The organism is Streptomyces sp. NPDC088706 (assembly GCF_044752765.1).
Taxonomy (GTDB): Bacteria; Actinomycetota; Actinomycetes; order Streptomycetales; family Streptomycetaceae; genus Streptomyces.
Window position 1 is genome coordinate 1 of sequence record NZ_JBIVLW010000021.1, and the last position, 25,114, is coordinate 25,114.

19 protein-coding genes and 1 pseudogene are annotated in these 25,114 nt (G+C 73.5%); 10 read left to right on the top strand and 10 right to left on the bottom strand.

Annotated features, from left to right (window positions below; translation table 11 throughout):
* The first annotated feature begins 549 nt into the window (after positions 1–549).
* The gene (locus ACIQAK_RS29975) at positions 550–999 is read left to right on the top strand and encodes a PTS glucose transporter subunit IIA (RefSeq protein ID WP_356834563.1); all 450 of its coding nucleotides are present in this window, start codon (positions 550–552) and stop codon (positions 997–999) included.
* 76 nt (positions 1,000–1,075) lie between these two features.
* Positions 1,076–2,746, top strand: a complete 1,671-nt coding sequence (ptsP, locus tag ACIQAK_RS29980; protein ID WP_366392194.1) for a phosphoenolpyruvate--protein phosphotransferase — start codon at positions 1,076–1,078, stop codon at positions 2,744–2,746.
* A 69-nt stretch (positions 2,747–2,815) separates the two neighbouring features.
* On the opposite strand, the gene ACIQAK_RS29985 is transcribed toward ptsP, so the two are convergent.
* On the bottom strand, positions 2,816–3,751 hold the full coding sequence (locus tag ACIQAK_RS29985) for a hypothetical protein (RefSeq protein WP_366392193.1): 936 nt from the start codon (positions 3,749–3,751) through the stop codon (positions 2,816–2,818).
* A 63-nt stretch (positions 3,752–3,814) separates the two neighbouring features.
* Entirely contained in the window at positions 3,815–5,794 is a 1,980-nt protein-coding gene (locus ACIQAK_RS29990; protein WP_366392192.1) for an acetoacetate--CoA ligase, read from the bottom strand.
* A gap of 214 nt (positions 5,795–6,008) precedes the next feature.
* Here ACIQAK_RS29990 and ACIQAK_RS29995 point away from each other — a divergent pair, with 214 nt between their 5' ends.
* The gene (locus ACIQAK_RS29995; RefSeq protein ID WP_366392191.1) at positions 6,009–8,372 is read left to right on the top strand and encodes a glycoside hydrolase family 31 protein; all 2,364 of its coding nucleotides are present in this window, start codon (positions 6,009–6,011) and stop codon (positions 8,370–8,372) included.
* A 142-nt stretch (positions 8,373–8,514) separates the two neighbouring features.
* Here ACIQAK_RS29995 and ACIQAK_RS30000 read toward each other — a convergent pair whose 3' ends face one another.
* Positions 8,515–9,081 (bottom strand): NUDIX domain-containing protein, encoded by a 567-nt coding sequence (locus ACIQAK_RS30000; protein WP_366392190.1) that lies wholly within the window; start codon positions 9,079–9,081, stop codon positions 8,515–8,517.
* Between the two features lie 69 nt (positions 9,082–9,150).
* On the opposite strand from ACIQAK_RS30000, the gene ACIQAK_RS30005 reads away from it, so the two are divergent.
* The 6 genes and pseudogenes from ACIQAK_RS30005 to ACIQAK_RS30030 form a co-directional block, all read left to right on the top strand.
* On the top strand, positions 9,151–10,008 hold the full coding sequence (locus ACIQAK_RS30005) for a M15 family metallopeptidase (protein WP_366392197.1): 858 nt from the start codon (positions 9,151–9,153) through the stop codon (positions 10,006–10,008).
* Between the two features lie 107 nt (positions 10,009–10,115).
* Entirely contained in the window at positions 10,116–10,478 is a 363-nt protein-coding gene (locus tag ACIQAK_RS30010; RefSeq protein WP_366392189.1) for a DUF962 domain-containing protein, read from the top strand.
* 85 nt (positions 10,479–10,563) lie between these two features.
* Positions 10,564–11,031, top strand: a complete 468-nt coding sequence (locus ACIQAK_RS30015) for a zinc ribbon domain-containing protein (RefSeq protein WP_366392188.1) — start codon at positions 10,564–10,566, stop codon at positions 11,029–11,031.
* 234 nt (positions 11,032–11,265) lie between these two features.
* Positions 11,266–11,490, top strand: a complete 225-nt coding sequence (locus tag ACIQAK_RS30020) for a hypothetical protein (RefSeq protein ID WP_401849458.1) — start codon at positions 11,266–11,268, stop codon at positions 11,488–11,490.
* Positions 11,487–11,711, top strand: a complete 225-nt coding sequence (locus ACIQAK_RS30025) for a hypothetical protein (RefSeq protein WP_401849436.1) — start codon at positions 11,487–11,489, stop codon at positions 11,709–11,711. Before ACIQAK_RS30020 ends, ACIQAK_RS30025 begins: the two co-directional genes overlap by 4 nt.
* A gap of 18 nt (positions 11,712–11,729) precedes the next feature.
* Positions 11,730–11,951 (top strand): annotated as a pseudogene (locus tag ACIQAK_RS30030) (thiolase C-terminal domain-containing protein); the annotation flags it as partial.
* Between the two features lie 126 nt (positions 11,952–12,077).
* On the opposite strand, the gene ACIQAK_RS30035 reads toward ACIQAK_RS30030, so the two are convergent.
* The 4 genes from ACIQAK_RS30035 to ACIQAK_RS30050 are packed head-to-tail and all read right to left on the bottom strand — an operon-like array spanning position 12,078 to position 16,517.
* Complete coding sequence (locus tag ACIQAK_RS30035) at positions 12,078–12,686, bottom strand: ATP/GTP-binding protein (protein ID WP_366392187.1); 609 nt, start codon at positions 12,684–12,686, stop codon at positions 12,078–12,080.
* Entirely contained in the window at positions 12,667–13,104 is a 438-nt protein-coding gene (locus ACIQAK_RS30040) for a DUF742 domain-containing protein (RefSeq protein WP_366392186.1), read from the bottom strand. Before ACIQAK_RS30040 ends, ACIQAK_RS30035 begins: the two co-directional genes overlap by 20 nt.
* A 9-nt stretch (positions 13,105–13,113) precedes the next feature.
* A complete protein-coding gene (locus tag ACIQAK_RS30045) occupies positions 13,114–13,557 on the bottom strand; it encodes a roadblock/LC7 domain-containing protein (protein ID WP_366392185.1) in 444 nt (147 codons plus the stop codon).
* On the bottom strand, positions 13,554–16,517 hold the full coding sequence (locus ACIQAK_RS30050) for a nitrate- and nitrite sensing domain-containing protein (protein WP_366392184.1): 2,964 nt from the start codon (positions 16,515–16,517) through the stop codon (positions 13,554–13,556). Before ACIQAK_RS30050 ends, ACIQAK_RS30045 begins: the two co-directional genes overlap by 4 nt.
* 507 nt (positions 16,518–17,024) lie before the next feature.
* On the opposite strand from ACIQAK_RS30050, the gene ACIQAK_RS30055 reads away from it, so the two are divergent.
* On the top strand, positions 17,025–17,498 hold the full coding sequence (locus ACIQAK_RS30055; RefSeq protein WP_401372419.1) for a hypothetical protein: 474 nt from the start codon (positions 17,025–17,027) through the stop codon (positions 17,496–17,498).
* A 150-nt stretch (positions 17,499–17,648) separates the two neighbouring features.
* Here ACIQAK_RS30055 and ACIQAK_RS30060 read toward each other — a convergent pair whose 3' ends face one another.
* The 3 genes from ACIQAK_RS30060 to ACIQAK_RS30070 form a co-directional block, all read right to left on the bottom strand.
* Complete coding sequence (locus ACIQAK_RS30060; protein ID WP_366392183.1) at positions 17,649–22,487, bottom strand: hypothetical protein; 4,839 nt, start codon at positions 22,485–22,487, stop codon at positions 17,649–17,651.
* Positions 22,488–22,563: 76 nt separating this feature from the next.
* Entirely contained in the window at positions 22,564–23,532 is a 969-nt protein-coding gene (locus ACIQAK_RS30065; protein WP_366392182.1) for a hypothetical protein, read from the bottom strand.
* 55 nt (positions 23,533–23,587) lie between these two features.
* On the bottom strand, positions 23,588–25,114 hold the full coding sequence (locus ACIQAK_RS30070; RefSeq protein WP_366392181.1) for a hypothetical protein: 1,527 nt from the start codon (positions 25,112–25,114) through the stop codon (positions 23,588–23,590).

A 25,114-nucleotide genomic window follows, 5' to 3' on the forward strand; every position in this document is an offset into this window, starting at 1 on the left:
CCTGCCGTAGCAGGCCGGGGTATCAACATATCTGGCGTTGACTTTTGGCACGCTGTTGAGTTCTCAAGGAACGGACGCTTCCTTCGGTCCCGTTTTACCGGGTCCCTCCGGGCGCTTCCCTTCGTTCTTGCGTTTCCGACTCTATCAGACTCTTTCCTGTCCGATTCCCGGTCGAAGCGGGTCCTGCTATTCGCTTCCGGGGTTATTCGCTTTCGCGGTTTTCCCTTTCGGCGGGACTGACTCTATCAGGCCTTTTCCGTCTCCTTGACCACGTCCTGCGGGCATGCCAAAGGAATGTTCAAAGTTAGGATCTGGGCTTGAAGGTCGCCGCCGACCCCCGACTCGAAGTCGCGCTGGGGCCAGGCAGGAGTACGACAGTACAGGCCGCCAGGGAGCGAGGCAAATCGCTTGCGGTGCACCCCTAGGTCTGTCAACCGGGCGGTCTCGGGCGGAACCGGGACTTCATATGACTTACTCTGCTCAGCAGTACGCCGTCCCCCATCAGCCACGGCGGCGACACCTGAATCTCCACCCCCTGGGAGGCTCCCCATGACCAACGTGACGTCCCCTCTTGCTGGACGCGCCATCGGACTCACCGCGGTTCCCGACCCGGTCTTCTCCGGCGCGATGGTCGGTCCCGGCACCGCCATCGACCCGGTGCGTGAGCCCTCCGAGGCCGTGTCCCCGGTCGACGGCATCGTCGTCTCTCTGCACCCCCACGCGTTCGTCGTCGTCGACGCCGACGGGCACGGGGTGCTGACGCACCTCGGTATCGACACCGTCCAGCTCAACGGCGAGGGCTTCGAGCTGCTCGTCAACAAGGGGGACACGGTGACCCGGGGCCAGAGCATCGTGCGCTGGGACCCGGCCGGCGTCGAGGCGGCCGGCAAGTCACCCATCTGCCCGATCGTGGCCCTGGAGGCCACCGCCGAGTCGCTCTCCGATGTCCGTGAGGACGGGGACGTGAAGATCGGCGACACGCTGTTCGGCTGGCAGTAGCGCTTCGGGCGCAGTGACGAGCCAGTTGCACAACCACCGCGGTGACTCGGTCGCCGCACAACCGGAGACGGGTGAAATGGAGACAACGCTGCGAGGCGTCGGCGTGAGCCACGGTGTGGCCATCGGCGAGGTTCGGCACATGGGTACGGCGGTACTGGAGCCGCCCGCCAAATCGATTCCCGCCGAGGAGGCCGGCCGCGAACAGGGGCGCGCCCGGCAGGCGGTGGAAGCGGTCGCGGCCGACCTGATCGCGCGCGGCAATCTGGCCGGCGGCGAGGCACAGCACGTGCTCGAGGCGCAGGCCATGATGGCGCAGGACCCCGAGCTGATGTCCGATGTGGAGCGGCGCATCGCCGTGGGCAGCACCGCGGAGCGCGCGGTGTACGACGCCTTCGCCGCGTACCGGGCGCTGCTCGCCAATGCCGGGGAGTACCTGGCGGGGCGGGTCGCCGACCTCGACGACGTACGGAACCGGATCGTGGCGCGGCTGCTCGGTGTGCCGATGCCCGGGGTGCCGGACAGCGACGAGCCGTACGTGCTGATCGCGCGCGACCTGGCGCCGGCCGACACGGCGCTGCTCGACCCGACCCTGGTGCTCGGCTTCGTCACCGAGGAGGGCGGGCCGACCAGCCACAGTGCGATCCTGGCGCGGGCGCTCGGCGTTCCGGCCGTGGTGGCTCTGCCCGGCGCCGGTGAGCTGGCCGAGGGCACGGTCGTGGCGGTGGACGGCAGTACGGGCGAGATCTTCGTGGATCCGAGCGCCGAGAAGCGGGCCGAGATGGAGGCCGCCGCTGCCGCTCGTAAGGCAGCGCTGTCCGCCTCGACCGGTCCGGGCGCCACGTCGGACGGGCACAAGGTTCCGTTGCTCGCCAACGTCGGTGGTCCGGCCGACGTGCCCGCGGCGGTCGAGGCGGGGGCCGAGGGTGTCGGGCTGTTCCGCACCGAGTTCCTCTTCCTGGACGACAGCGAGCAGGCTCCCTCCGAGGAGAAGCAGGTCGCGGCCTACCGTGCGGTGCTGGAGGCGTTCCCCGAGGGGCGTGTCGTGGTTCGCGTACTGGACGCCGGCGCCGACAAGCCGCTGGACTTCCTGACGCCGGCCGACGAGCCGAACCCGGCGCTCGGTGTCCGGGGACTGCGCAGTCTGCTGGACCATCCGGAGGTGCTGCACACCCAGCTGACCGCGCTGGCGAAGGCCGCCGAGGGTCTGCCGGTGTACCTGGAGGTCATGGCGCCCATGGTGGCCGACCGCATCGACGCCAAGGCGTTCGCGGACGCGTGCCGTGAGGCCGGGCTGCAGGCGAAGTTCGGCGCGATGGTGGAGATTCCGTCCGCCGCGCTGCGGGCGCGGTCGATCCTCCAGGAGGTGGAGTTCCTGTCGCTGGGCACCAACGACCTGGCGCAGTACACCTTCGCGGCCGACCGTCAGGTGGGCGCGGTGTCACGGCTCCAGGACCCGTGGCAGCCGGCGCTGCTGGATCTCGTCGCACTGTCCGCCGAGGCGGCTCGTGCGGAGGGCAAGAGCTGTGGTGTGTGCGGGGAGGCCGCCGCGGATCCGCTGCTGGCGTGTGTGCTGACCGGTCTGGGTGTCACCTCGCTCTCGATGGGTGCCGCGTCCATTCCCTATGTGCGCGCCACGCTGGCCAAGCACACGCTGGCCCAGTGCGAGCGTGCGGCGAACGCCGCCCGTTCGGCCGACTCCGCCGAGGAGGCGCGCAGCGCCGCTCAGGCTGTGCTGTCGGGCGAGTAGGCGGATCGAGCTGGTCCGGGAGGGGCTTTCCGCCGTGTGGTGGGAAGCCCCTCCCGCTGTGTGTCCGGGTCAGTGGTGGGGCTCCGCCGGGTCTGCTCCGATGTCGAATCCCGCGCAGTACTCCACACCGGATTCCGGGGAGAGGGGCTCTCCGGTCTCGGCGTCGGTGCAGTAGGCGTTGAAGACCTCGGCCGCCGTGAGCGGGGCGAGGGCGCCGTGGGCCAGTCGCCAGCCGTGGACGCGGTCCGGGCTGTCGGGGGCGCTGGTGCGGAGCACCACTCCCCCGGGTGTCTCCAGGGCGATCGCCACGGCGAGCACGGTGGCGAACTCCGCTCCTTCCGAGGTGTCCAGCCGGGCCGGACCCGTGGAGTCGCGGTGGGTGTGGAGCACCGCCAGGAGCTGGTCGTTCTCCGTCGGGGTGGAGCAGACCAGGTGGTGGGTGCCTGTTCCGGCCGCCTCCAGCAGGCGCATCAGGAGGTGCGAGGCCCGGTCGAAGGCCGCGCGTCCGATGTCCTGTCCGCAGTCCGCGCAGGCTCCGAGGTCGGTGAGGAGGAGGGTGGCGTACTCCCAGGTGGCTTGGCGGACCGCGCGGGAGACGAGCAGCGGGATGAGGTCGCCGAGCTGTTGCTCGGTGTAGGCGACGGTGGCTCCGGCGGCGGCGATCTCTGCGGTGAAGCGGCTGCGGCTGGCGCCGGTGTCCGCGTCGATTCCGGACTCCGCGCAGAACTCTGCGTAGTCCTCGGGGTCGAAGAGGGCGATCGTGGTGTGCATGCCCTGTGCGGTCAGTGCCTTGAGCAGGCCCTCGACCTGTTGCAGATAGACGGTGTGGTCGTCGAAGGGGAAGGTGCGGTAGCGGCGCATGGCCGCGAAGTCCTGCGCGTCGACCAGGAGGCCGATGGTGCTGGGGGCTTCGCGGCGCAGCGTGCGTCGCAAGGTGGTGCCGTGTGCCGTGCGGTGTTTCGAGCTGTGCTTGGTGGTGCGCTTGGTGTTTTCCGTCTGCGCCATGTGTCCCCCTGTGCGCGGTGAGTTCTTGCTCACTCAGCGTAATCAGTGGGACTGACAGTCGGCCTAGCGGCGGCGGTTCGCGGCCAGTTTGGCGTAGAAGTGGAGGAGGTCGAGGTTGTCGACCGAGCCCGGGTTGACCGCCTTGGCGAGCTCGGTGCCCTGGAGCAGGCGCTTGACCGGGACCTCGATGCGCTTGCCGGTGAGGGTGTGCGGGATGGCGGGGACTTCGATGACCTCGTCCGGGACGTGGCGCGGGGAGAGGTTCTCGCGGATGGTCGTCTTGATCGCGGCTCGCAGGTCGTCGTCGAGGGTGGCGCCTTCGGCGAGGTGGACGAAGAGCGGCATCCAGTACCCGCCGTCGGGTTCTTCGAGGCCGATGACGAGGGACTCGCGGATCTCGGGGAGCCGTTCGACGGCCTCGTAGATGTCGGCGGAGCCCATGCGGACGCCCTGGCGGTTGAGGGTGGAGTCGGAACGGCCGTGGATGATCACCGAGCCGTGGCCGGTGAGGGTGATCCAGTCCCCGTGGCGCCAGACACCGGGGTACATGTCGAAGTAGCTGTCGTGGTAGCGGCTGCCGTCGGGGTCGTTCCAGAAGCGGATCGGCATGGACGGCAGCGGGTTGGTGACGACCAGCTCGCCGACCTCGTCGACGAGGGGCTTGCCCGCCGGGTCCCAGGACTGGAGGTCGGTGCCGAGGCAGGGGGCCTGGAGTTCGCCGATGTGGACCGGGAGGGTGGGGACGGCTCCGGCGAAGCAGCTGCAGACGTCGGTGCCGCCGCTGACCGAGGCGATCCAGAGGTCGGCGGCCACCTCGTCGTGGAGCCAGCGGAAGCCGTCGGGCGGGAGCGGGGAGCCGGTGGTGGCGACGCACTGGACGCGGGAGAGGTCGAAGTCGCGGCCTGGGTGGATGTCCGCCTTGCGGCAGGCCATGACGTAGGCGGCGGAGGTGCCGTAGAGGGTGGCGCCGGTCTGTTCGGCCACCCGCCACTGGGCGCTGACGTCCGGGTAGCCGGGGCTGCCGTCGTACAGGACGACGGTCGTGCCGGTGAGCAGGCCGGAGACGAGGAAGTTCCACATCATCCAGCCGGTGGAGGTGTACCAGAAGAAGCGGTCCTCGGGGCCGAGGTCGCAGTGCAGGCCGATCTGCTTGAAGTGTTCGAGCAGGATGCCGCCCTGGGACTGGACGATGGCCTTGGGCAGGCCGGTGGTGCCGGAGGAGTAGAGGACCCAGAGCGGGTGGTGGAAGGGGACCTGTTCGAAGACCGGCTCGGTGTCGGCGGAGGTGAGGGAAGCCCAGGCGAGTGCGCCTTCGGGGGCGTCGGTGCCGAGCAGCGGGATGTGGACGACGGCGCGCAGGGTGGGCAGTTCGCGGCGGAGTTCGGCGACGGTCTCCGTACGGTCGTGCTCCTTGCCGCCGTAGCGGTAGCCGTCGACGGTGAACAGGACGACGGGTTCGATCTGCTGGAACCGGTCAAGGACGCTGCGGGCGCCGAAGTCGGGGGCGCAGGAGGTCCAGACACCGCCGACGGCCGCGGTGGCGAGGAAGGCGACGACGGCCTGCGGGATGTTGGGGAGGTAGCCGCTGACCCGGTCGCCGGGGGTGACGCCGAGGGCGCGGAGTTCCGCGGCCAGGGCCCCGACCTGGCGGCGGAGGTCGGCCCAGCTGATGGGGACCTGGGTGTGCGTCTCGTCGACGTAGAGGAGGGCGGGGCTGTCGGCGCGGGCCGGGTCCTCGGCGGTGCGCAGGGCGTGTTCGGCGTAGTTGAGGGTGGCGCCGGGGAACCAGGTGGCGCCGGGCATGGTGCGGTCGCCGATGACGCTCTCGTACGGGGTGGCGAAGCGGATGTCGAACCACTCGGCGACGGCCTGCCAGAAGGTGTCGAGTTCGTCGACGGACCAGCGGTGCAGGGCCTCGTACCCGCCCTCGGCCGGGGCTCCGAAGCGGCTCGCGGCCCAGCTCTGGAAGCGGGTCACGGCCGCGGCCTCGATGCGCTCGGGGCTGGGCTGCCAGAGGGGGGCGTCGGGCGTGGCTGCGGTCATCGGGCGGCTCCCTGGCTGGACGGGTACGCGGGTGGCGTGTCGGCGCGCACGGGCTGGGGTGTGCGCGTGAGCGGCTGACACGGACGATGCCATGTGATCGTCTTCGGCACCAGGGTGGCCCGGCGTGATGCGGGCTTCGATTCCTCGGCCGAGGTGGGTGAACGGGAGTTGAACGGGAGGTTCTGCGCTTCTGGCGGGTGGCAGGGTGTGCGCCATGGACGGTCGTGACCTGGTGCGTCGGGTGAGGTTGGTCGGTTCGGTGCGGGGGCTGCGCACGGTGCGCGCGGCCTGGCGGCGCAGGTCGGCGGATGCGCGTGCGTTGCCCGCGCGGGGGGCGGAGCGGGCGCGGGTGCCGGGTGCGCTGGTGGGGGCGGAGCCGGGGCCGGGCGGGGGTGTGGTGCGGTTCGCGCGTTCGGAGCTGCGGATCCGGGTGGCGGTGGGCGGTGCGGTGTTCTGGGCGTGGGAGGGGGCCGGTCCGCTGCCGTCGTACGCGCTGGCGGGCGAGGTGCCGGCGCCGGATCCGCGGGCGGTGCTGGAGCCGGACAAGGACGGTGGCTGGCAGGTGGTCTCCGAGCGGCTGACGGTGGTGGTGTCGCGTACCGGTGCGGTGGAGCTGCGGACGCCGGGTGGGGTGCTGCTGCGGCGGGAGTTGCCGCCGCGCTGGTGGGAGCCGGTGGGCGGGGGTGCGGTGCGGTGGGTGCAGCGCTCCGAGGTGCCGGCGGACGCGCGGTTCTTCGGTCTGGGCGGGCGGGCGGCGGGACCCCGGCTGCGGGACGGGTCGTACGGGCTGTGGAACACCGACCCGGGCGGGCGTTTCGGGCCGGGGGACGATCCGCTGTCTTTGACCATGCCGGTGCAGGTGGTGGTGGCGGACGCCGGAACGCATCTGGTGTTCCACGACAACTCCTGGGCGGGCCGGGTGGTGGTGCGCGAGGGCGAGGAGGGCGCGGGTTCCGGGCATGACCGGCCGGGCACCTGCGAGGTGCGGATGGAGGGCGGTCCGCTGCGCTGCTGGGTGGTGGCCGGGACACCGGCCCGGGTGCTGCGGGGGTGGACCGCGCTGACGGGGGCGCCGGCGGTGCCGCCGTCGTGGGCGCTGGGTCCGCAGCACGCCCGGTCGGGGTTCGGCAGTGAGCGGGAGGTGCGGCGGGTCGTCGCCGGGTACCGGGAGCGGGGGCTGCCGCTGTCCGCGCTGCATCTGGACGTCGACCACCATGACGGGTACCGGGTGTTCACGGTCGACCGCGGGCGGTTCCCCACGCTGCCCGAGCTGGCGAAGGAGTTGCGGGACGAGGGCGTGCGGCTGGTGTCGGTCGTCGATCCGGCGGTGCAGGCGGCGCCGGGCGAGGGGGTGTTCGACGCGGGGTTGGCGGTCGGGGAGCGCGGGGCGTACGTGCGGGACGCGCGGGGACGGGTGGTGGTGGGTGAGGGGTGGCCCGGAGCCTGCGTCTATCCGGATTTCACTGATCCGGTTGTGCGGGAATGGTGGGGATCTCTGTACGAGGAGCGGCTTGCGCAGGGCTTCTCGGGTGTCTGGCACCACCGGAGCGAGCCGGTGTCGTTCGCGGCGTTCGGAGATCCGTCGCTGCCCCGTTCCGCCCGGCACGCCCTGGAGGGCCGCGGTGGCGACCACCGCGAGGCACACAACGTGTACGGGCTGGCCATGGCGCGTGCCGGGTACGAGGGGCTGCTCCGGCTGCGTCCTGAGGAGCGGCCGTTCCCGCTCTCGCGGTCGGGGTGGGCGGGGACGCAGAGGTACGGGGGTACCTGGTCCGGTGATGTGACGACGGGCTGGCCGGGGCTGCGGGCCTCGTTGTCGCTGGTGCTGGGTCTGGGACTGTGCGGGGTGCCGTACTCGGGGCCGGATGTGGGCGGGTTCGGCGGGTCCCTGTCGCCGGAGCTGTATCTGCGGTGGTTCCAGCTGGGCGCGTATCTGCCGTTGTTCCGGACCCGTTCGGCGGGCGGTGCGGGGTGCCGGGAGCCGTGGGAGTTCGGGCCCCAGGTGCTGGAGCACGCGCGGGCGGCGCTGGTGGAACGGGAGCGGCTGCACCCGTACTTCGTGTCGCTGTCGCAGGTGGCGCGGCTGTCGGGGGCACCCTATGTGCGGCCGCTGTGGTGGGCGGCGCCGGGCGACCGGGCGTTGCGGGGGTGTGAGGACGCGTTCCTGCTGGGCGATGCGCTGCTGGTCGCGCCAGTGCTGGAGGGCGGTGCGGACCGGAGGGTGGTGCGGCTGCCCGGGGGGCGCTGGTACGACACGGTGACCGGGCGGGCGTACGAGGGGCCGGGAGCGGTGGTGGTCGAGGCGCCGACGTCCCGGATTCCGGTGCTGGCCCGGGCGGGGGCGGTGATTCCGGTGCGGGGTGCGGAGGGTGAGCTGGAGCTGGAGGTGTGGGCGCCGGCACCGGGGCGCACCGGAGGCGGGCCGGTGGTCCGGGACCCGGGTGACGGTTGGGCGCAGGCGGAGGTCGAGCGGTACGTCTCGCGGTGGGAGGGCGGGCGGGTCGTGGTGGAGCGGGAGGGCGGGGAGGGGGCGGCGGTGGGGCTGCCGGTGCGGGTTCGGGGGGTGGTGGAGGGGTAGCGGGCCGCGCTGGGGCGGAGGCCCGTACACGACCTTGGAGCCGGAGCTCCGCCGCCTCAGCCGTAGCGGCCCGCGAACCACAGCTCGTGCTCCGCCGCCTCAGCCGTAGCGGCCCGCGAACCACAGCTGGCGCTCTGTCGCCTCAGCCGTAGCGGCCCGCGAACCAGGCGTTCATCGCCTCCGTGTGCAGCGGGAAGGCCAGTGGGGTGGGTTCGTACAGGATCTCGTAGCCCGACGTCTCGTGGGTGGGGACGGAGGGCGGCAGGCTCGTCAGGGGGCGTTGCGGGAGGAGGCCGAAGAGCAGGAGGTGTCCGGCGGTGTCGCTGAGGGCGTCGGCGAGGCGGACGTCCTGGTCGGCGGCCTCGATCCCGGTCTCCTCGCGCAGCTCGCGGACGACCGCGTGGCGCCAGTCCTCGGCGTGGTCGATGAAGCCGCCGGGCAGCGCCGTGCCGCCCCTGCGCGGTTGGATGGTGCGCGTGATGACGACGAGTCCGGTTGCGCTCGGCCCGGTCACCGGGAGCAGGGCCACGGCGACCGGGAGCGGGTTGCGGTAGGCGGTGGCGCCGCAGCGTGCGCAGGTGCGGGGCCAGGTGCCGGGGGCGGTGCGGGCGGTGTACGGGGCTCCGCAGGTGGAGCAGTGGGAGTCCCGGACGTACGGGGACGGCTGCCGACCGGTCGTCGGGGCGGGGCTGTTGGTGGGCTCGGACACGGGCGGACTGTATCGGATCGCCCTCTCGCCGGGGCCGGGAAGCTGATGGACGATGTGCCGATGACAGGAATGCGTACCGCGCTCCGCGCCCTGGCCTCCGCTGCCGCCGCCCTGCTCGTCGCCATCGCCGCCTCCCCCGCTCCGGCCCGCGCGGCCCGCCCCGAACCCGTGCCGGCGCAGGCCCGCCCCGCGTCCGCTCCGGCGTACGTCCGTCCCGAACCGAAGGCGCCTGACGGGTTCGTGGCGCTGCGCTCGGTGGATCCGACGATCATCCAGGAGATGCGTTACACCACGGCGCACACCTTCCTCGGCGAGCGCGTCGACGGCTACCGGCAGCCGGTCTGCATCCTGACCCGGCCCGCCGCGCGTGCGCTGCACCTGGCGCAGCGGCGGCTGCTGCGCCAGGGATATGCGCTGAAAGTGTACGACTGTTACCGGCCGCAGCGGGCGGTGGACCACTTCGTGCGCTGGGCGAAGGATCTCGACGACCAGTCCATGAAGGGGGAGTTCTACCCGCGGGTCGACAAGGAGCGGCTGTTCGACGACGGTTACATCGCGGAGAGGTCCGGGCACAGCAGGGGCAGCACGGTGGACCTGACGCTGGTCCGGCTGCCCGCGCTGCCGACCAGGCCGTACCGGCCGGGCGAGAGGCTGACGTCCTGCTTCGCACCGAAGGGTGAGCGGTTCCCCGACAACTCGCTGGACATGGGCACCGGTTACGACTGCTTCGACACCCTGTCCCACACGGACGATCCCCGTATCCGAGGAGTGCAGCGCGCCAACCGGCTGTTCCTGAAGCGGACGTTGAGCGCGGTGGGGTTCGTGAACCTGCCCGAGGAGTGGTGGCACTTCACCCACAAGCCCGAGCTGTTCCCGGACACCTACTTCGACTTTCCGGTGGACCGCCGGTCGGTGGCCGGGCGCTGAGGGGAACGGGCGACCGGGACCACCCCCGTGGGCTCCGGCCGCCCGTTCTTCCTTTCGGACGCGAAAGGGGCGTGTCCGGTTGCCGACCAGGCCGATACGGTGCCCGTATGTCACAGCAGACGTTCGATTCGTACGAGGAATTCTGGCCGTACTACGTGGCGATGCACTCCCGAGCCGCCACCCGCTGGGTCCATCTGACCGGCACGCTCACCGGCCTCACCATCGCCGCCTACGGGCTGGTGCGGGGCCGGAGGAGCTGTCTGGCGGCTCTGCCGCTGATCGGGTACGGCACGGCCTGGCCGGCGCACTTCCTGATCGAGAAGAACAACCCGGCCACGTTCGGGCATCCGGCGTGGTCGCTGCGCGGGGACGCGCAGATGATCGGGATGATGCTGGCCGGCCGGGACGCCGAGCTGGCGGACACCGCGGCGAAGTGGCTGGCCGAGCACGGCGGGGACGAGCGCGGCTGAGGGCACCGGACCGGCCCCCTCGCCCGGGGCCGCCGCCCGTGGCACACTTCTGACGTACCGTCAGGTTCTGTGTCAGGGAGGGGCTTTGCCGCGTACGCCCATACCCGTGGTGGCCGGCTGGTTCACCGAGGACACACCGGAGGAGGACTTCCGGCTGCTGGGCACCCGCTGCTCGGGCTGCCGGTCCGTCCACTTCCCGCGTGAGGACGATCACTGCCGCAATCCGGTCTGCCCGGGCGGAGGGCTGGAGGTGGTGGAGCTGTCGAAGCGGGGCACGGTGTGGTCCTGCACCGACGGGCGCTACCGGCCCCCTCCCCCGTACGTCAGCGACCCCGGCGTGCCCTGGGTGCCGTACACCCTGGTCGCCGTGGAACTGGCGGCCGAGCGCATGGTGGTGCTCGGGCAGGCCGCGCCCGGAGTGGGCGTGGACGATCTCCCCGTCGGCTCGGTGGTGGAGGTGGTGCCGGGCGTTCTGGACGAGGACCCGGCGACGGAGACCGTGCACACGACCTGGCACTGGCGTCCCGTCGCGGCGACGCAGGCCCGGCCGTGACCGGTGAGGTGGCGGTCCTCGGGGCCGGGATGCACCCGTGGGGCAAGTGGGGGCGCGGCTTCGTCGCGTACGGGCGGGTCGCCGCCCGTGCCGCCCTCGCCGACGCGGGCGTCGGCTGGTCCGAGGTGGAGTCGGTGGTGGGCGCGCAGACGGTCCGGGGCGGCTATCCCGGGTACGTGGCCGGGGCGACGTTCGCCCGGGCGCTGGGGTGGCGGGGGGGCGCGGGTGACCTCCGTGTACGCCGCGTGCGCGTCGGGGGCGCAGGCCGTCGACACCGCGCGGGCCCAGATCCTGGCGGGCATGGCGGACGTGGTCCTGGTGGTGGGGGCCGACGCGGCGCCCGAGGGGTTCTTCGCCCCGGCGGCGGGGAGCGGCCGGACGACCCGGACTGGCTGCGCTTCCGGGTGCTCGGAGCGACGAACCCGGCGTACTTCGGGATCCGGGCCGTCTCCACCGTGACGCCCACGTTCCCGAGGGCCGTCCTGGACCTGCCGGACATCGGCACCGACTCGGCGGTGGCCGTGGAGCCCTCGCCGGAGAGCTTCCGGGCGTCGATCGCCCGGGCGGCGTACGAGGAAGCGGGGATCGGGCCGGAGGACCTCTCGCTGGCGGAGGTCTACGACCTCCACCGCACTGGGGTTGGAGTGGTACGAGGACATCGGGCTCTGCGGCCGCGGTGAGGGCGCGAAGCTCGTGCGGGAGGGGCGACCGCGCTGGGCGGCCAGATCCCGGTCAACGCGAGCGGTGGTCTCGCCTCGCTCGGCGAGGCGGTGCCCGCGCAGGCGATCGCCCAGATCTGCGAGCTGACCTGGCAGTTGCGCGGCCGGGCCGGGGAGCGGCAGGTGCCGGGCGCCCGGGTGGGCCTCACGGCCAACCAGGGCCTGTTCGGGCACGGTTCGGCGGTGGTGGCCGTGCGCTGACACGCCTCTCGTCTGCCCTGGGCTTGACGGATCGTCACCGTGGCAGAACACTCACAGCCCGGCCCGCCGGACGACGTGCGGCCCGTACCCCTGTCGGCGGGGGTACGGGCCGTACGCGTGGCCCCGTCAGGTGGCGACGGGCCGGCGGTCCCGCGCCGCACGCTCCAGGGCGTGCTCGACCACCGCGACCAGGACGTCCCGCACCGAGGAGCGGTCCCGCGCGTCGCACAGCAGCACCTGGACCTCGGGGTCGAGGTCGAGGGCGGACCGGACGGTCTCGGCGGGGAACCTGCCCGCCCCCTCGAAGCAGTTGACCGCCACCGTGAACGGGATCCGGCGACGCTCGAAGTAGTCGACCGCCGCGAAGCAGTCCTCGAGACGCCGGGTGTCGGCCAGGACGACCGCCCCCAGGGCGCCCTGGGCCAGTTCGTCCCAGAGGAACCAGAAGCGGTCCTGGCCCGGGGTGCCGAAGAGGTAGAGGACCAGGTCCTCGCGGAGCGTGATCCGGCCGAAGTCCATGGCGACCGTGGTGGTGGTCTTGGACTCCACCCCCGCCAGATCGTCCACCGGGCGGCCCGCCTCACTGAGCCGCTCCTCCGTGCGCAGCGGTCTGATCTCGCTGACCGCGCCGACCGCGGTCGTCTTGCCGACGCCGAACCCTCCCGCCACCAGGATCTTCAGGGTGACGGGCTCGACGGGCCGCTGCTTGCCGCGCCTAGAGCGCCCGAAGGCCATTGATCACCTCGCGGAGAATGTTCACGTCCGGCAGCTCGGCCGGTGGAACGGGACGGGTGACGTGCACCAGCTCGTCCTCGACGAGGTCGCCGACCAGGACCCGCACCACCCCTACCGGGAGGTCGAGCCCCGCGGCGAGCTCGGCGATCGACTGGGGCATGTCGCTGCAGAGTTCGACGATCGTGACGTGCTCGGGCGCGAGCGTCTGGTCCCGGCCGGGGTCCTCGGCGGCCGGTTCGGGCACGACGAGGGCGATGAGGTCGAGCCGGTGCCGGGAGGCGCTGCTGGTACGCCCCCGGGTCATGGCGTACGGGCGGACCACCGGCCCGGCCTCCGCGTCGTACCAGCGCGAGGACTGCGGGTCGGCGGTCCCGTCCGGGGCTCCGGGGCCCGTGCCCCGGGGGGAGTCAGCGCTCATGCCCGCCACTCACCCTCCGGCGGGCAGACCGGTCGTCCGTGGGGCGTTGGCCAGGTGGGCCCCCACGCGCTTGACCATCAGCGTCATCTCGTACGCCACCTGGCCGACGTCGGAATCGGCGTCGGCGAGGACGGCGAGACAGCTGCCGTCCCCGGCCGCGGTGACGAAGAGGAACGCCTCGTCGAGTTCGACGACGGTCTGGCGCACCTGGCCGGCGTCGAAGTGGCGTCCCACGCCCTTGGCGAGGCTGTGGAACCCGGAGGCGACGGCGGCGAGGTGCTCGCTGTCCTCGCGGGTCAGGTCCTGCGAGGTGCCTGTGGCGAGCCCGTCGCTGGAGAGCACCAGCGCCTTGCGGATGCTGGCGACGCGCTGGACGAGTTCGTCGAGCAGCCAGTTCAGTTCGCCCGAGCCGTGGCGTGCGGGGTTGGATGCTGCGGCGTTCGGTGCGGTCATGGACCGTCCCCTCCCGGAGTGGTTCCTGGTGCTGTTCCCTCGGAGCCGGCTGCGTCCTCGGGGTCCTCGGCGTTCTGCCGACGACCGCGCTGCCAGCCGCGCTGGAGTGAAGCCATGCGGTCGCGTACCTCGTCCGCGTCACGGTCGAAGTCGTCGGCCGTGTCCACGGGCGCCCGGTGCGGAGTCCGGTCTGCGGACTCCGCACGGAGCTGGTGGGCGAGGCTGGCCTGCCGGACCCGCCGGGGCAGGCCGCCCACGGTGTCGGGGGCGGTCGGGCCGTTCGGCGCCTCGGTGTTCTCGCGCCGCACCTCGTCGGTGCGGGGCGGTCGTTCGGCGCTGCTGAGCGGTACGGGCGTGCGCTGTGCGGCGCGGGCGGCCCAGGGGGTGGTGTGCGCGACCGGGCCGGTCGGGGTGCGGGGTGCGGTCGTGGGCGGCTCGGTGGCGGTGCCGGCGGGGTCGTGGTCGCCCATGCGGCGGCCCCGGTCGGTGGCCGGCCTCGGCGGTGTACGGCGCGGCAGCGGCACCGGGCCCGCGGGGCGCATCGGGCGGACCTCGGCCGTGGGTCCGTCGCCGTGGTCACGCGTCTGCTGGTGCTGTTCGCGGTCCTCGGCGCGGCGCGGTTCCCGGTCGGCGGCGCGGCGGCGGTCCCGGTCCTCGGTGCGGCGCTGCCGCCGGTCGTCGTCGCGGTGCTGCCGCCGGTCGTCGTCGCGGCGCAGGTCGCGGGCGCGGAAGATACCGCCGCGCTCGCTCTCGGTGTCCTCCAGGTCGGAGACGCCGTCGAGCACGGGTCCCAGGGCCGGATCGAGGGCCGGGTCCGGGGCACGGCCCAGCGGGTCGTCCGGGGCTTCCAGTTCGACCGGTCCGTCGGGCAACCCTGGTCCGGTGAGGCCGGTGAGGCCGGTGAGGCCGGTGGGGACCGGAGAGAGGACGGCGGACCCGCCGTTGACCCTGCGGTCGCCGCCCGCCGGGGGGCCATCGGTGTCCCGCTCCGCGTCTGCGGTCCGGCCGCTGCCGATCGCCCGCTCGGCGCGGCGGTCGAGACGGAAGCCGGTGCCGTGGGTGTCGGGGGCCTCGGTGAGGAGGGCGGCGGGGATGAACACGACCGCGGTGGTGCCCCCGTACGGCGACTTCTGCAGGGAGACCCGGACGTTCTGGCGCTGGGCGAGCCGGCTGACCACGAAGAGGCCGAGGCGGTCGGTGTCGGACAGCTCGAAGTCGGGGGTCTCGGCGAGCCTCAGGTTGGCGTCGAGGAGGACCTCGGGGGGCATGCCGAGGCCTCGGTCGTGGATTTCGAGGGTGAAGCCGTTGGAGACGCGTTCGCCGTGCACCTGGACCGCGGTGTGCGGGGGCGAGAAGACGGTGGCGTTCTCCAGGAGTTCGGCGATGAGGTGGGTGAGGTCGGCGACGGCGGGGCCGCCCACCCCGATCCGGGGCAGCCGCCGGACCTCGACGCGTTCGTAGTCCTCGACCTCGGCGACGGCGGCCCGCACCACGTCCATGAGCTGGATGGGCTTGCGCCACTGGCGGGAGGGGGCGGCGCCGGAGAGGATCACGAGCCCTTCGGCGTGGCGCCGCATACGGGTGGTGAGGTGGTCCAGGCGGAACAGGTCGGCGAGCTCGTCGGTGTTCTCGGTGCGGCGTTCCATGGTGTCCAGCAGGGTCAGCTGGCGGTGCAGGAGGACCTGGTTGCGGCGGGCGAGGTTGACGAAGACCTCGGAGACACCGCGGCGCATGTCCGCCTGCTTGACCGCGGCCTCGACGGCGGCGCGCTGCAGGGTGTTGAGCGCCTGGCCGACCTGGCCGATCTCGTCGCGCTCATAGGTCAGGTGCGGGGCCTCGGTCTCGACGTCGACCTGTTCGCCGGCGGCCAGCCGCCGCATGACGCTCGGCAGCCGGACGCCGGAGACCTCGTGGGCGTCCTTGCGGAGCCGGGAGAGGTCGCGGGCGAGCTCACGGCCGATCCGTACGGAGACGAAGACCGAGACGATCAGGGCCAGGAACCCGAGGACGCCGGCGACACCGGCCTGGGCGAGGACCCGGTATCCGGCCGGTTCCGCACGGTCCTGGAAGCGGTTGCCCATCTCCGTGGAGTCGTTCGCCAGCCGGTCGAGGACGGGTGGGGCCACCGCCTGCCAGCGCGCGGGGTCGACGGCACCCGGACGCTTGGTGGGCCCGGCGGCGATCAGCGTGTCCTCGGCGGTGGCGAGCGGTTCGGCGTCCGGGCTGCTCCAGAACTGCCCCACGCGTCGGCGTTCGGCGGCGGGGAGGTTTTCGAGGCTGACGTCGTAGAGCAGTCGGCGCTGGGCCACCAGGCCCGATATCTGGCGCAGTTCCGAGGTGGTGAAGCGGCCCGCGATCAGGCCCGACGCGACCAGCGCGTCCTCACGCGACAGCATCTCGCGGGCCCTGGATATCCCGACCAGCGCCCGCATCTGCTTGTCCATCGACGCGTTCTCCGTGGTGTGGAGACCGTTGAGGAAGCGGTACGCGGGGTCGACGAGGCCGTTGTAGAAGTCCAGCGCCTTCGCCCGGCCGATGGTGCGTTTCTCGACCGACGCGCGCAGGGAGTCCAGGCCGTCGACGGCGCTCAGGATGGCGTCGAGGCGGGTGCGGGCCTCCGCGTCGAGCGACTCGCGTACGTCGGGCCGCCGGGCGCTGTCCCTGACCTGGGCCACGACCCGGTCGGTGTCGGCGCGCCGGCTCAGCAGCAGGGGCAGGGCGTCGGAAGCGCGCGGGTCGGCCAGGAAGACCAAGGTCTGCCGGCGTTCCGCCTGCACGACCCGGACCGCTTCCTCCAGGGGACCGGCGACCCGGTCCACGGTGTTGCTGACGCTCATCAGCTCGCTCGCCTGACGGCCGGTGACGTACGTGGCGAGGACCCAGAGGCCCGTGAGGGAGACGAGCGGCACCAGCAGCAACGCCACGATCTTCCTGCGGATGGACTTCCCGCGAAAGCGCATGGCCTCCCCCAGATCGACCCCGCACCGCGGGGGTGGTCTTCTCCCGGTCGCCCCTCGACCCTGCCCCGACGTTCGCCCCGCGTACAACCGGTGCGCGTCGGGCCGACGCGGGCGAGGGTCCGTCCTGCGTCAATAAACGGCGCGAGCCTACTACTGACACAGAGACAACTCGAAGAGACGTCCGGATGATTTTCAGCCGTCCGGCCAGGTTTTGATCGTGAGTTGTCCCGGTATTCCCGGAGATGAAACTCGCAAAAGCGACAGAGGATCCGCGCCGATCCGCTCGGTACGGGCCCATATCAGTTGGCTGGAATTCTTCGTTCCGTGACTTTCCGCGCCCGTGGTGGCTTTCCGGGGGAATCTTCCGAGCGGGTGGTTCGTCCATATGTACGGGGTAGACGCAGGGCGGGAGCGCGCGCGGCGGTTCGCAGTCCGTCCGCCGACGTAGAACCGGCGCAAGCCGGGCAGCCACCCTGAAGTCGGACAGTGGTGGGGAGTTGAAGGACCTTGAGCACGCAGGAGCGCGGGAGCGCCGGAGCACCGGTCGGCACCGCGAGGGCGGACGCCGTGGAAGGCGCGCGGGTGCCGCGGCAGTTGTGGGTGGAGGAGCCGGCCGGAAAGCGGCGGATGCCCGACGCGGTGCGGACGGCCGCAGTGCGGGCCGTCCTCATCATGTCGTTGACGATCATCCAGGCGGTGGTCGCGTTCCTGTGCACGCTGGCCGGCTCCTGGTTGGCCTTCCCGATGGTGCTCAGCGGCGTGGCCAGCACGGTGGTGGCCACCTGGGCGGTACTGGACGTCTGGGTCACCCGGCAGGTGTGGAACCAGCGCCACGGCGTGGTGTCCGAGCCGAGCAGCACCGCCCGGCAGATGCGCCGGGAGCGGCGCAGGGCCCAGCGGGCGGCGCGAGCGGCCGAGCGGGACGAGGCGGGCGGCAGGATACGCGGCGGCCGGAGCACCGGCGATCTGTCCCGGGCCTGAGGCCCGCCGGACCGATCACGCCTCGGCCGCGGTCCCGCCGCCTGCGGATTACGTCTCCGGTCGCGGTTCCGCCGCCTGCGGATTGCGTCTCCGGCCGCGGTTCCGCCGCCTGCGGATTGCGTCTCCGGCCGCGGTTCCGCCACCTGAGGATTACGTCTCCGGCCGCGGTTCCGCCGCCTGCTGCCCGCTCCGCTTGAACATGCGGGTCGCCGTGATCTCACCGTGGACCGTCTCGCCGTCCGGGTCCTGCTGGGGCAGCCCGGGTCGCAGGTGCTCCTCCACACTGATGTACTTCAGCCCGGCCCTCAGGTCGGCGTCGTTGCGCAACCGGATGACCAGCGGGAATTCGGCCAGCGCGGTCGTGTCGAAGAGACCCGTCGTGTAGAGCAGCTGCACGCCGAGCGCGTCGGAGACCGCGCGCTGGAGTTCCAGCAGATATGTGGCGTTGGCCCGGCCGATCGGATTGTCCAGGAACAGGGTACCCGCGTGCCGGTGGCGGTCGCGGCCCCGGTCGTTGCTGCGCAGCGCCGCCATCGTGCAGTAGAGGGCGATGGCGGCGGTGAGGAGCTGGCCGCCGGAGAAGACGTCGCCCATCTGCCCGACCGGGACGCGTTCGGCGCGGAGCACGGCGTCCGGCTTGAGGATCTCCACGGCGATGCCCTTGGGCCGCAGGGCTGCCTCGACGCCCCGCAGCAACAGGGACATGCCGTCCCGGCGCAGGTCGGAGTTCTTCTTCAGAGCGGCGTGCGTCGCCTCATCGATGACCTCGCCGAGTCGTCCGGTGAGGGTGGCCTGGTCGGGCTCCTCGAAGCGGATCCGGAGGAACTCCTGCCCCGACCACTCCCCCAGCCCCTCGGGGAGCTGGGAGAGCCGCTGGGCGGAGCGGAGCGTGGCGAGGGCGGACTCGACCAGGCCGCGCAGCCGGTCGACGATGGAGTCCCGGTTGCGCTCCAGCTGGACCAGCTCGTCGGTCAGGACGCGCAGCCGGGGCGCGAAGGCGTCGGCCCATTTCCGGGCGTGCTCAGGCAGCGCGGAGGCGGGGAGTTCGCGGATCTGCTGGCGGGCCGGGGTGCGGACCTGCTCGTAGCGGGTGGAGTTGGCGTGCCGGACGAGGATGTCGCTCGCTTCCCGCACGGCGCTCTCGGCGGCCGAGAGGTCGGTGGTGCAGCCGCGCAGGGAGCGGCGGGCCTCGGCGGCGGACTGCCGGGCCTCCTCCAGGGTGCCGGGGTACGGGTCGGGGGCGTCGGTGCCGTCCTCCGTGCCGTGGTCGCGCAGGAGGTCGCGCAGGAGGGCGGCGGTCTCGTCGAAGCCGCCGGCCGAGTCCTCGGCGGTGCGGTGGGCGTGGAGCAGCTCGCCGTGGGCGGTGCGGGCGGTGTCCAGGGCGGCGGTGGCGGAGGCCAGTTCGCCGGTGGCCGTACGCAGGAGGGCCTGGGCCTGTTCGGCGTCGGCGGGGACCAGCTCGTCGGGCAGCTCGGTGTGGTGCGGCCGCTCGTCGTCGGGGGCGAGCCGCTCGGCCTCGCCACGGAACCGGCCCAGCTGCTCGCTGGCGGTGGAGGCGCGGGTCTCCAGGAGCTGTACGTGGGATTCGGCGCGGGCGGCGGCGGCCTGGCGGGAGGGGCCGTCGGCCCCGTCGGTGCCCTCCAGGAGCTGGGCGGCGCGGGTACGGACCTTGTTGGTGAGGCGGTCCAGCTCGGCGAGGGCGGCGCTCTCGGCGCTCTCGGCGCGGGCCTGCTCGGCGCGCAGGTCGGCGCCGACGCCGACCTTCTCGTACAGCTGGGAGGCGGCCCGGTAGGCCTCGCGGAGGGTGGGCAGCGCGGTGCGGGGCCCGCTCGCCTCGGGCTCCGGGACGGTCTCCGGGGCGCCGGCGATCTCGGCGCGTTCGGCGCGCAGGGCGCGGGCGGTGCGGCGGGCGTCGTCCCCGGCACGCTGGGCGGCCCTGCGGTCCTCGTCGGCGGAGCGGGCCAGGTCGAGGCAGACGGCGGCGCGGGCCTCGGACTCGGCGGCCTCGTCGACCAGTTCGCGCAGCCGGACCTGCCAGCGGGCCCGCTCCCGCAGCCGGTGGGCGAGCCCGGCCAGGGCGTCGGCGACCCGGCGGGCGCGCTGGGCGGCCTCCTGGCGCTCCTCGCGGACCCGGGCGGTGTCGGCGGCGGCCTCGTCGGCTTCGGCGCGCGCGGTGCGGGCCTCGGCGAGGACGGCTTCGGCGCTCTCGGCGGCCGTACGGGCGGTGGCGGCGGCCTCGGCCAGCTCGGCGAGCATGCCGGGCGGGCAGTCGGCGCGCCAGGAACCGATGCGGCCGGCGAGGGAGCGGTCCCCGGAGAGCCGGGCGGCGAGCGTCCGGATGTCCTCGTCCCGGGCGGCGGCGCGGGAGCGCAGGGCGTGGCGCTCCTCGTCGGCGGCGTGTTCGTCGTGCATGGCCGGGTTCGGCGGGACGAGGAAGACGCCGTCGTGGAGCGCGTCGGACCCGGTTCCGGGGTCCGGGACGGGGGCGAGCAGGGCGGCGGCGGTGCCGACGGCGACGGCCGAACGGGGCAGCAGCGCCGCGCCGCCGAGGACGTCGCGGGCGCGGGTGTGGGCGTCCGGGTCGGTGATGACGACACCGTCGACGAGCTCCGGGCGGGCGGCCAGCACGGCGGCGTGGTCCACCGGGTCGACGGCCTGGGCGAGATAGCGCCAGCCGGGCAGGGCGGGGATGCCGTGCTCGCCCAGATACTCGACGGTGGCCAGGACGTCGGGGCCCGGGGGCAGCAGCCCGCCCTCACCGAGCGCCCCGAGGATACGGGCGTCGTCGGCGGCGGCGGTGCGCAGGTCGAACAGGCGCCGTTCGGCGGCGGTGACGGACTGGTCGAGGAGGTCGCGCAGCTCGTCGGCGCCGCGGTCGAATTCCTGGGCGCTCAGCGGCTGGTGGGCGGGGACGGGCTGGTCGGCGAGGGCGACCGCGCGGTCCGGGGCGGCCTCGGAGGCGGGGGTGGGGCCATCGCTCGGGTGGCCGGGCCCCGGGCCGGCGCCGTGGTGGGCGCTTCCGTCGCCCGGGTGGCCGGTCACGGCGGAGTCGTCGCCCTGTGACGCGCTGCGCCCGGCGGCTCCGCGGTCCGGTCCCGAGGTCTCCTCGGCCGCTCCCCGGCGGGGGTGCGGGACGCCCGTCACGGAGGGCAGGCCGAGCAGGTCGGCGAGGCGGGGGTCGGCGGCGATGGACTCGGCGGCCCTGAGCTCGTCCTCGTAACTCTGTTCCGCCGCCTTGGCCGCGTCGGCGGCGCGGGCGGCCGCCAGCTCGGCGCGGCTCTCGGCGGCCGCGGTCTCCCGGGCGTGGTCGGCGGCGGTGCGGGCGGCCTCGCGGGCGGTGTCCCAGGCGGCGACGGCGGACTGCTCGGCGTCGCTCGCGGCCAGGGCGGCGCGGGCCGGATCGGCATCGGGGGCGGTGTCGTCGAGCCAGCCGGCCCGGACGGCCTCGCCGGTCTCCTGTTCGACCTCGGCGAGGCGCTGGCGCAGGTGGCCGGCCTCGCTGCGGGCGCGCTGGGCCTCGGTGGCGGCGACGGTGGTGTCGCGGTGGGCGCGCTCGCCGGTGGCCTGGAGGGCGTCGGAGCGCTCCTCCTGCTCGTTGGCGACGCGCTCGCCGTCCTCGGCCGCGGTGTGCAGCGCCCGTACGAGGTCGGCGGCGGCGGTGGCGCGGGCGGCGAGGGCCGGGGCGGCGTCGCGCTCGGCCTCGCGGATGGCGACGGCGACCCGGGCGGAGCGGTCGGCGGCGGCGCGGTGGCGCAGGACGGCCTCGGCGGCCTGCCAGGCGGCGTGCAGGGTGCGGGCCTCGGCCAGCTCCTTGCGTCCGGCGGCGGCGCTCCTCTCGGCGCCGGCCAGGGCCAGGGAGGCGTGCCGGTAGGCGAGTTCGGCGGCGATCAGGGAGCGGTGGCCGCGGGTGGACTCGGCCTCGGTGACGGTGTGGGCGGCGGCGGTGACCCGCTCGGCCAGCTCGGCGGTACGACCGCGCTCCTCGGCGGCGCGGGCGGTGAGGCGGCGGGCCAGGGTGCGGGTGCGGCGCTCGGCGGCGGTGTGGATGTCGCGGCTGCGGGCGCGGGCCCCGGTGACCTCGACGATCCGGCCCAGCAGGTCGACGGAGCCCGCGGTGAAGTCGCGTTCGGCGGTCAGCTCGGCGCGGCGGCCCAGCTTGTTGCCGAAGCCGCTGACCAGGTCGGCGAGTCCGTCGGTGTCGCGGGTGTCGGTGACGGCGCGGAGCAGCAGGTCGGTGAAGTCGGAGTCCTTCTTGACCGCGAAGAGTCCGGCGGCCTCGCCCTCGTCGGCGTTCATCTCGCGCTGGTAGCGGAAGAGCTCGGGGTCGAGTCCGAGGTCGCCGAGGTGTTCGTTCCAGCGGTCGTGGATCTCCTCCCAGTGCACGTCGAGGTGCTGGTAGAACTTGCCGGCGTCCACCAGGGCGTCGCGGAAGCCCTTCATGGTGCGGCGCCTGCCCCGGGCTCCGGAGACCCCTTCGGCGGGGCGGCCGACGGCGGTGGCCTCCGCGACGGGCAGGCTGTCCAGGCTGAGCCCCGGGCCGGGCCGGAACGAGTACCAGGCCTCGGCGAACTTCCGCGGGTCGTTGGAGACCTGCCGCCCCCGCCACTCGCTGACCTTGCCCACGACGACGCACTCACCGGTGAGGGTGTGCTGCCACTCCAGGGCGACATGGCCGCAGTCGTCGGCGAGCAGGAACTTGCGCAGCACGCCGGAGCTGGCGCCGCCGAGGGTGTTGCGGTGACCGGGGAGCATCACCGAGAAGATCAGTTTGAGCAGGACGGACTTGCCGCCGCCGTTCTCCAGGAAGAGCACGCCCGCCGGAGCGGGGCGGCGCGGCGGACCGACCGGCTCGTCCTCGAAGAACTCCGCCTGGGTAGGGGCCGGGTCGGGGACGGGTTCACCGACGCCGCGCAGGTCGAGGACGGTGTCGGCGTAGCGCGCACCGGCAGGCCCGATGGAGTAGAGGCGGACCCGGGACAACTCGTACATGGCGGCGGACTCTCGTCATTCGGTGAGCGGGTGCGGAGCGGCAGGTGGCGGGCTGGGGCGCGGAGTGGGGGCGGGGTCAGGAGGAGTGGAAGGGCAGACCCGCGTCGGCGGCCAGCTCCAGGTCGTCGGGGTCGGACGGCGGCAGCAGGGTGGCGGTGCCGTCGGTGACCGGGACGACACCGAGCTCCAGCAGCTCGGTCATGGCGGCGCTGCCCGCCATGTCGCGGACCTGGAGCTGGTAGCGGGCGGTGGTGCGGTAGGCGCCGCCCGCGTCGTCGCCGGTGCGCTGGAGGAAGCCGGAGTCGGTGAGGAAGGCGACGGCCTTGCCGATGATGCCGGTGGTGGATCCGGCGAGGCGCCGGGCGTCCTTGGTGGCGCCGGTGGAGCTGCGGCGGGCGTAGATCCGCCAGCCGGATTCGAGGCCGGGGGTGTCGGTGGCGGGGTCGGTGTTGTCGCCCTGCTCCTCGGCGCGCTCCTCCAGCCGCCGACAGGCCTGGCGTACGAAGGCGTCGACACCGTTGACCGTGATGCGGCCGATGTACGCGTCGTCGGCGAGGTCCTCGGGGCGGGGGAAGGCGAGGGCGGCGACGGCGAGGTGGGCGAGGCCGTGGAGGAAGCGGTCGGCTGCGTCGGAGGAGGCGCGGCGGGCGTAGTCGCCCATGCGGACGGCGAAGACGGAGTCCTCGCCCGCGGTGACGGCCATCCCGGCGCGCGGGGAGACCTCCAGGACGATGAGGCCGAGCCCGGTGGCGACGGCGTCGGCGAGCCGGGCGAAGGCGCTCTCCTCCCGGTACCGGCGGAGCAGGTCGGCGTACTCGGCGTCGCGGGCGGGCAGCAGCTTGGGCTGGAGTCCGAAGGAGACCAGCCGGGCCGCGTCGGCGGCGTCGGCCGGGATGACGGCCGGCTGGCCGGTGGCCTCGGCACCCTGCGGGCGGGCGGAGTCACCCGCGTACGCGGAGGGGGAACCGGTGTACGCGGCGGGGGAACCGGTGTACGCGGCGGGCTCGGTCCACGCGTCGGGGTGCTCGGCGTCGTGGTCGCTCACGGCTGGGACTCCTCGGTACGGAAAGCGTGCGGGTGCGGGAAGGGGGCGGGGCCGGTCATGAGGCCTCCTTGCGGTCCGCGGCCATTCCGGCGGCGTCCAGCAGGGCGGTCCCCACGATCAGGTCGGCGCCGCCGAACTCCGGGTCCTCCAGCTCCGTACCGTCGTCCACCGCGAAGAGCAGGCGGCGCTCGCCCTGGCGGTAGGCGGTGCCCACCGGCGGGCTGGCCGCGTGGACGGCGAGCAGGGCGACCAGGTAGGGCAGGTCGGGGTCGCCCCGGCGGGCCTCGGCGAGCAGCCCGGAGAGCCTGCGCGGCGCGTCGTGCTCCAGGTCCAGCAGGGCCATGGCACTGCTCAGCTGGGCGTCGCTGAACCGGCTGTCGTCCGGGGTGGCGATGAGGTCGGGCTCGGGCATCTCCATGCCCAGGTGCTCCCGCTCCAGCGGCGGTGTCAACAGCATGTCGACCAGGTCGCCGACGCGGACGGAGGTGGGCGTGCGCAGCCCGGTGCCGTGGGCGAAGAACGCGTCGGTGGCACGGAGGGACTGCTCGACGGGGAGCGGGAGGAGCGGGGCGAGGAGCTGACCGTACAGGTCGAGGCCCGCGTGGGCGGTCGGGGTGGCGAACGCCTGCCGGTCCTGCTCGGCGCGGAAGAGGGGTCCTGCCTCCAGCAGCCGGGACTGGAGCTGGGTGTGGCGGCGGATGCAGTCCTTCACGATGTCGACGAGCTCGGCGGCCCGGCGCTTGTGCTCGGGGTCCTCGGCCTCGTCGCGCGCCTTGCGGATGTTGGTGAGGATCGCGTTCTCGTGGCGGTAGCGGTCGGCCACGTGGTCCAGGGCCTCGGCGATCATGTCCGGGACGGTGGTGAGCCAGTCGACCGCGCGGACGTTGCGCCGGGTGGCCTCCAGTGTGCGGCGCAGCGTCTCGGCGTACTGCACGGTGCGGTAGCGGGCCTGTTCGGCGGCGAGCTGGGCGTCGGCGAGGCGGCCCCGGCTGATCAGGACCTCCAGCTTGACCTCGGCGGCGATCTGGGCGCTGGTGACATCGGTGTCCAGGGCACCGACGAGGACGTTGACCGCTTCGTCGGTGGCGCGGAGGTAGACCGTGCCGCCGTACCCCGGGACCTCCTCGATCAGCTTGAAGTCGTAGTCCCGGCGGACGTAGACCCCGTCGGGCCCGAAGGTGCCGTAGACCGCGCGGAAGCCGCGGTCGACGCTGCCGACGTTGATCAGGTTCTCCAGGACCCAGCGCGCGACCCGTTCGTGCTCGGCGACGGGGCGGTCCGGGGCCTGGGCGCCGACGCGGGGCAGCAGCCTGGCCACTATCTGGTCATGGTCGGCACCGGTGTCGAAGTCCATGTTGAGCGTGACGTGGTCGATCGCCGCGAGAGCGACCTCCGCCATGGCGTAGACCGTGTACTCCCCGGCCAGATTCGCCTTGCGCATGTCGAGGTCGTGCAGCGGCGCCGTGCACGCGAGCGCGCGCAGCCGACGCGAGAGCCCCTCGTCGGCGGCGGGGCCCGGGGCAGGCCTCGGTCCCGCGCTGAGCTGCGGCGCAGCGTTTTCCGTGTCGGCAGGCGAAGTCAC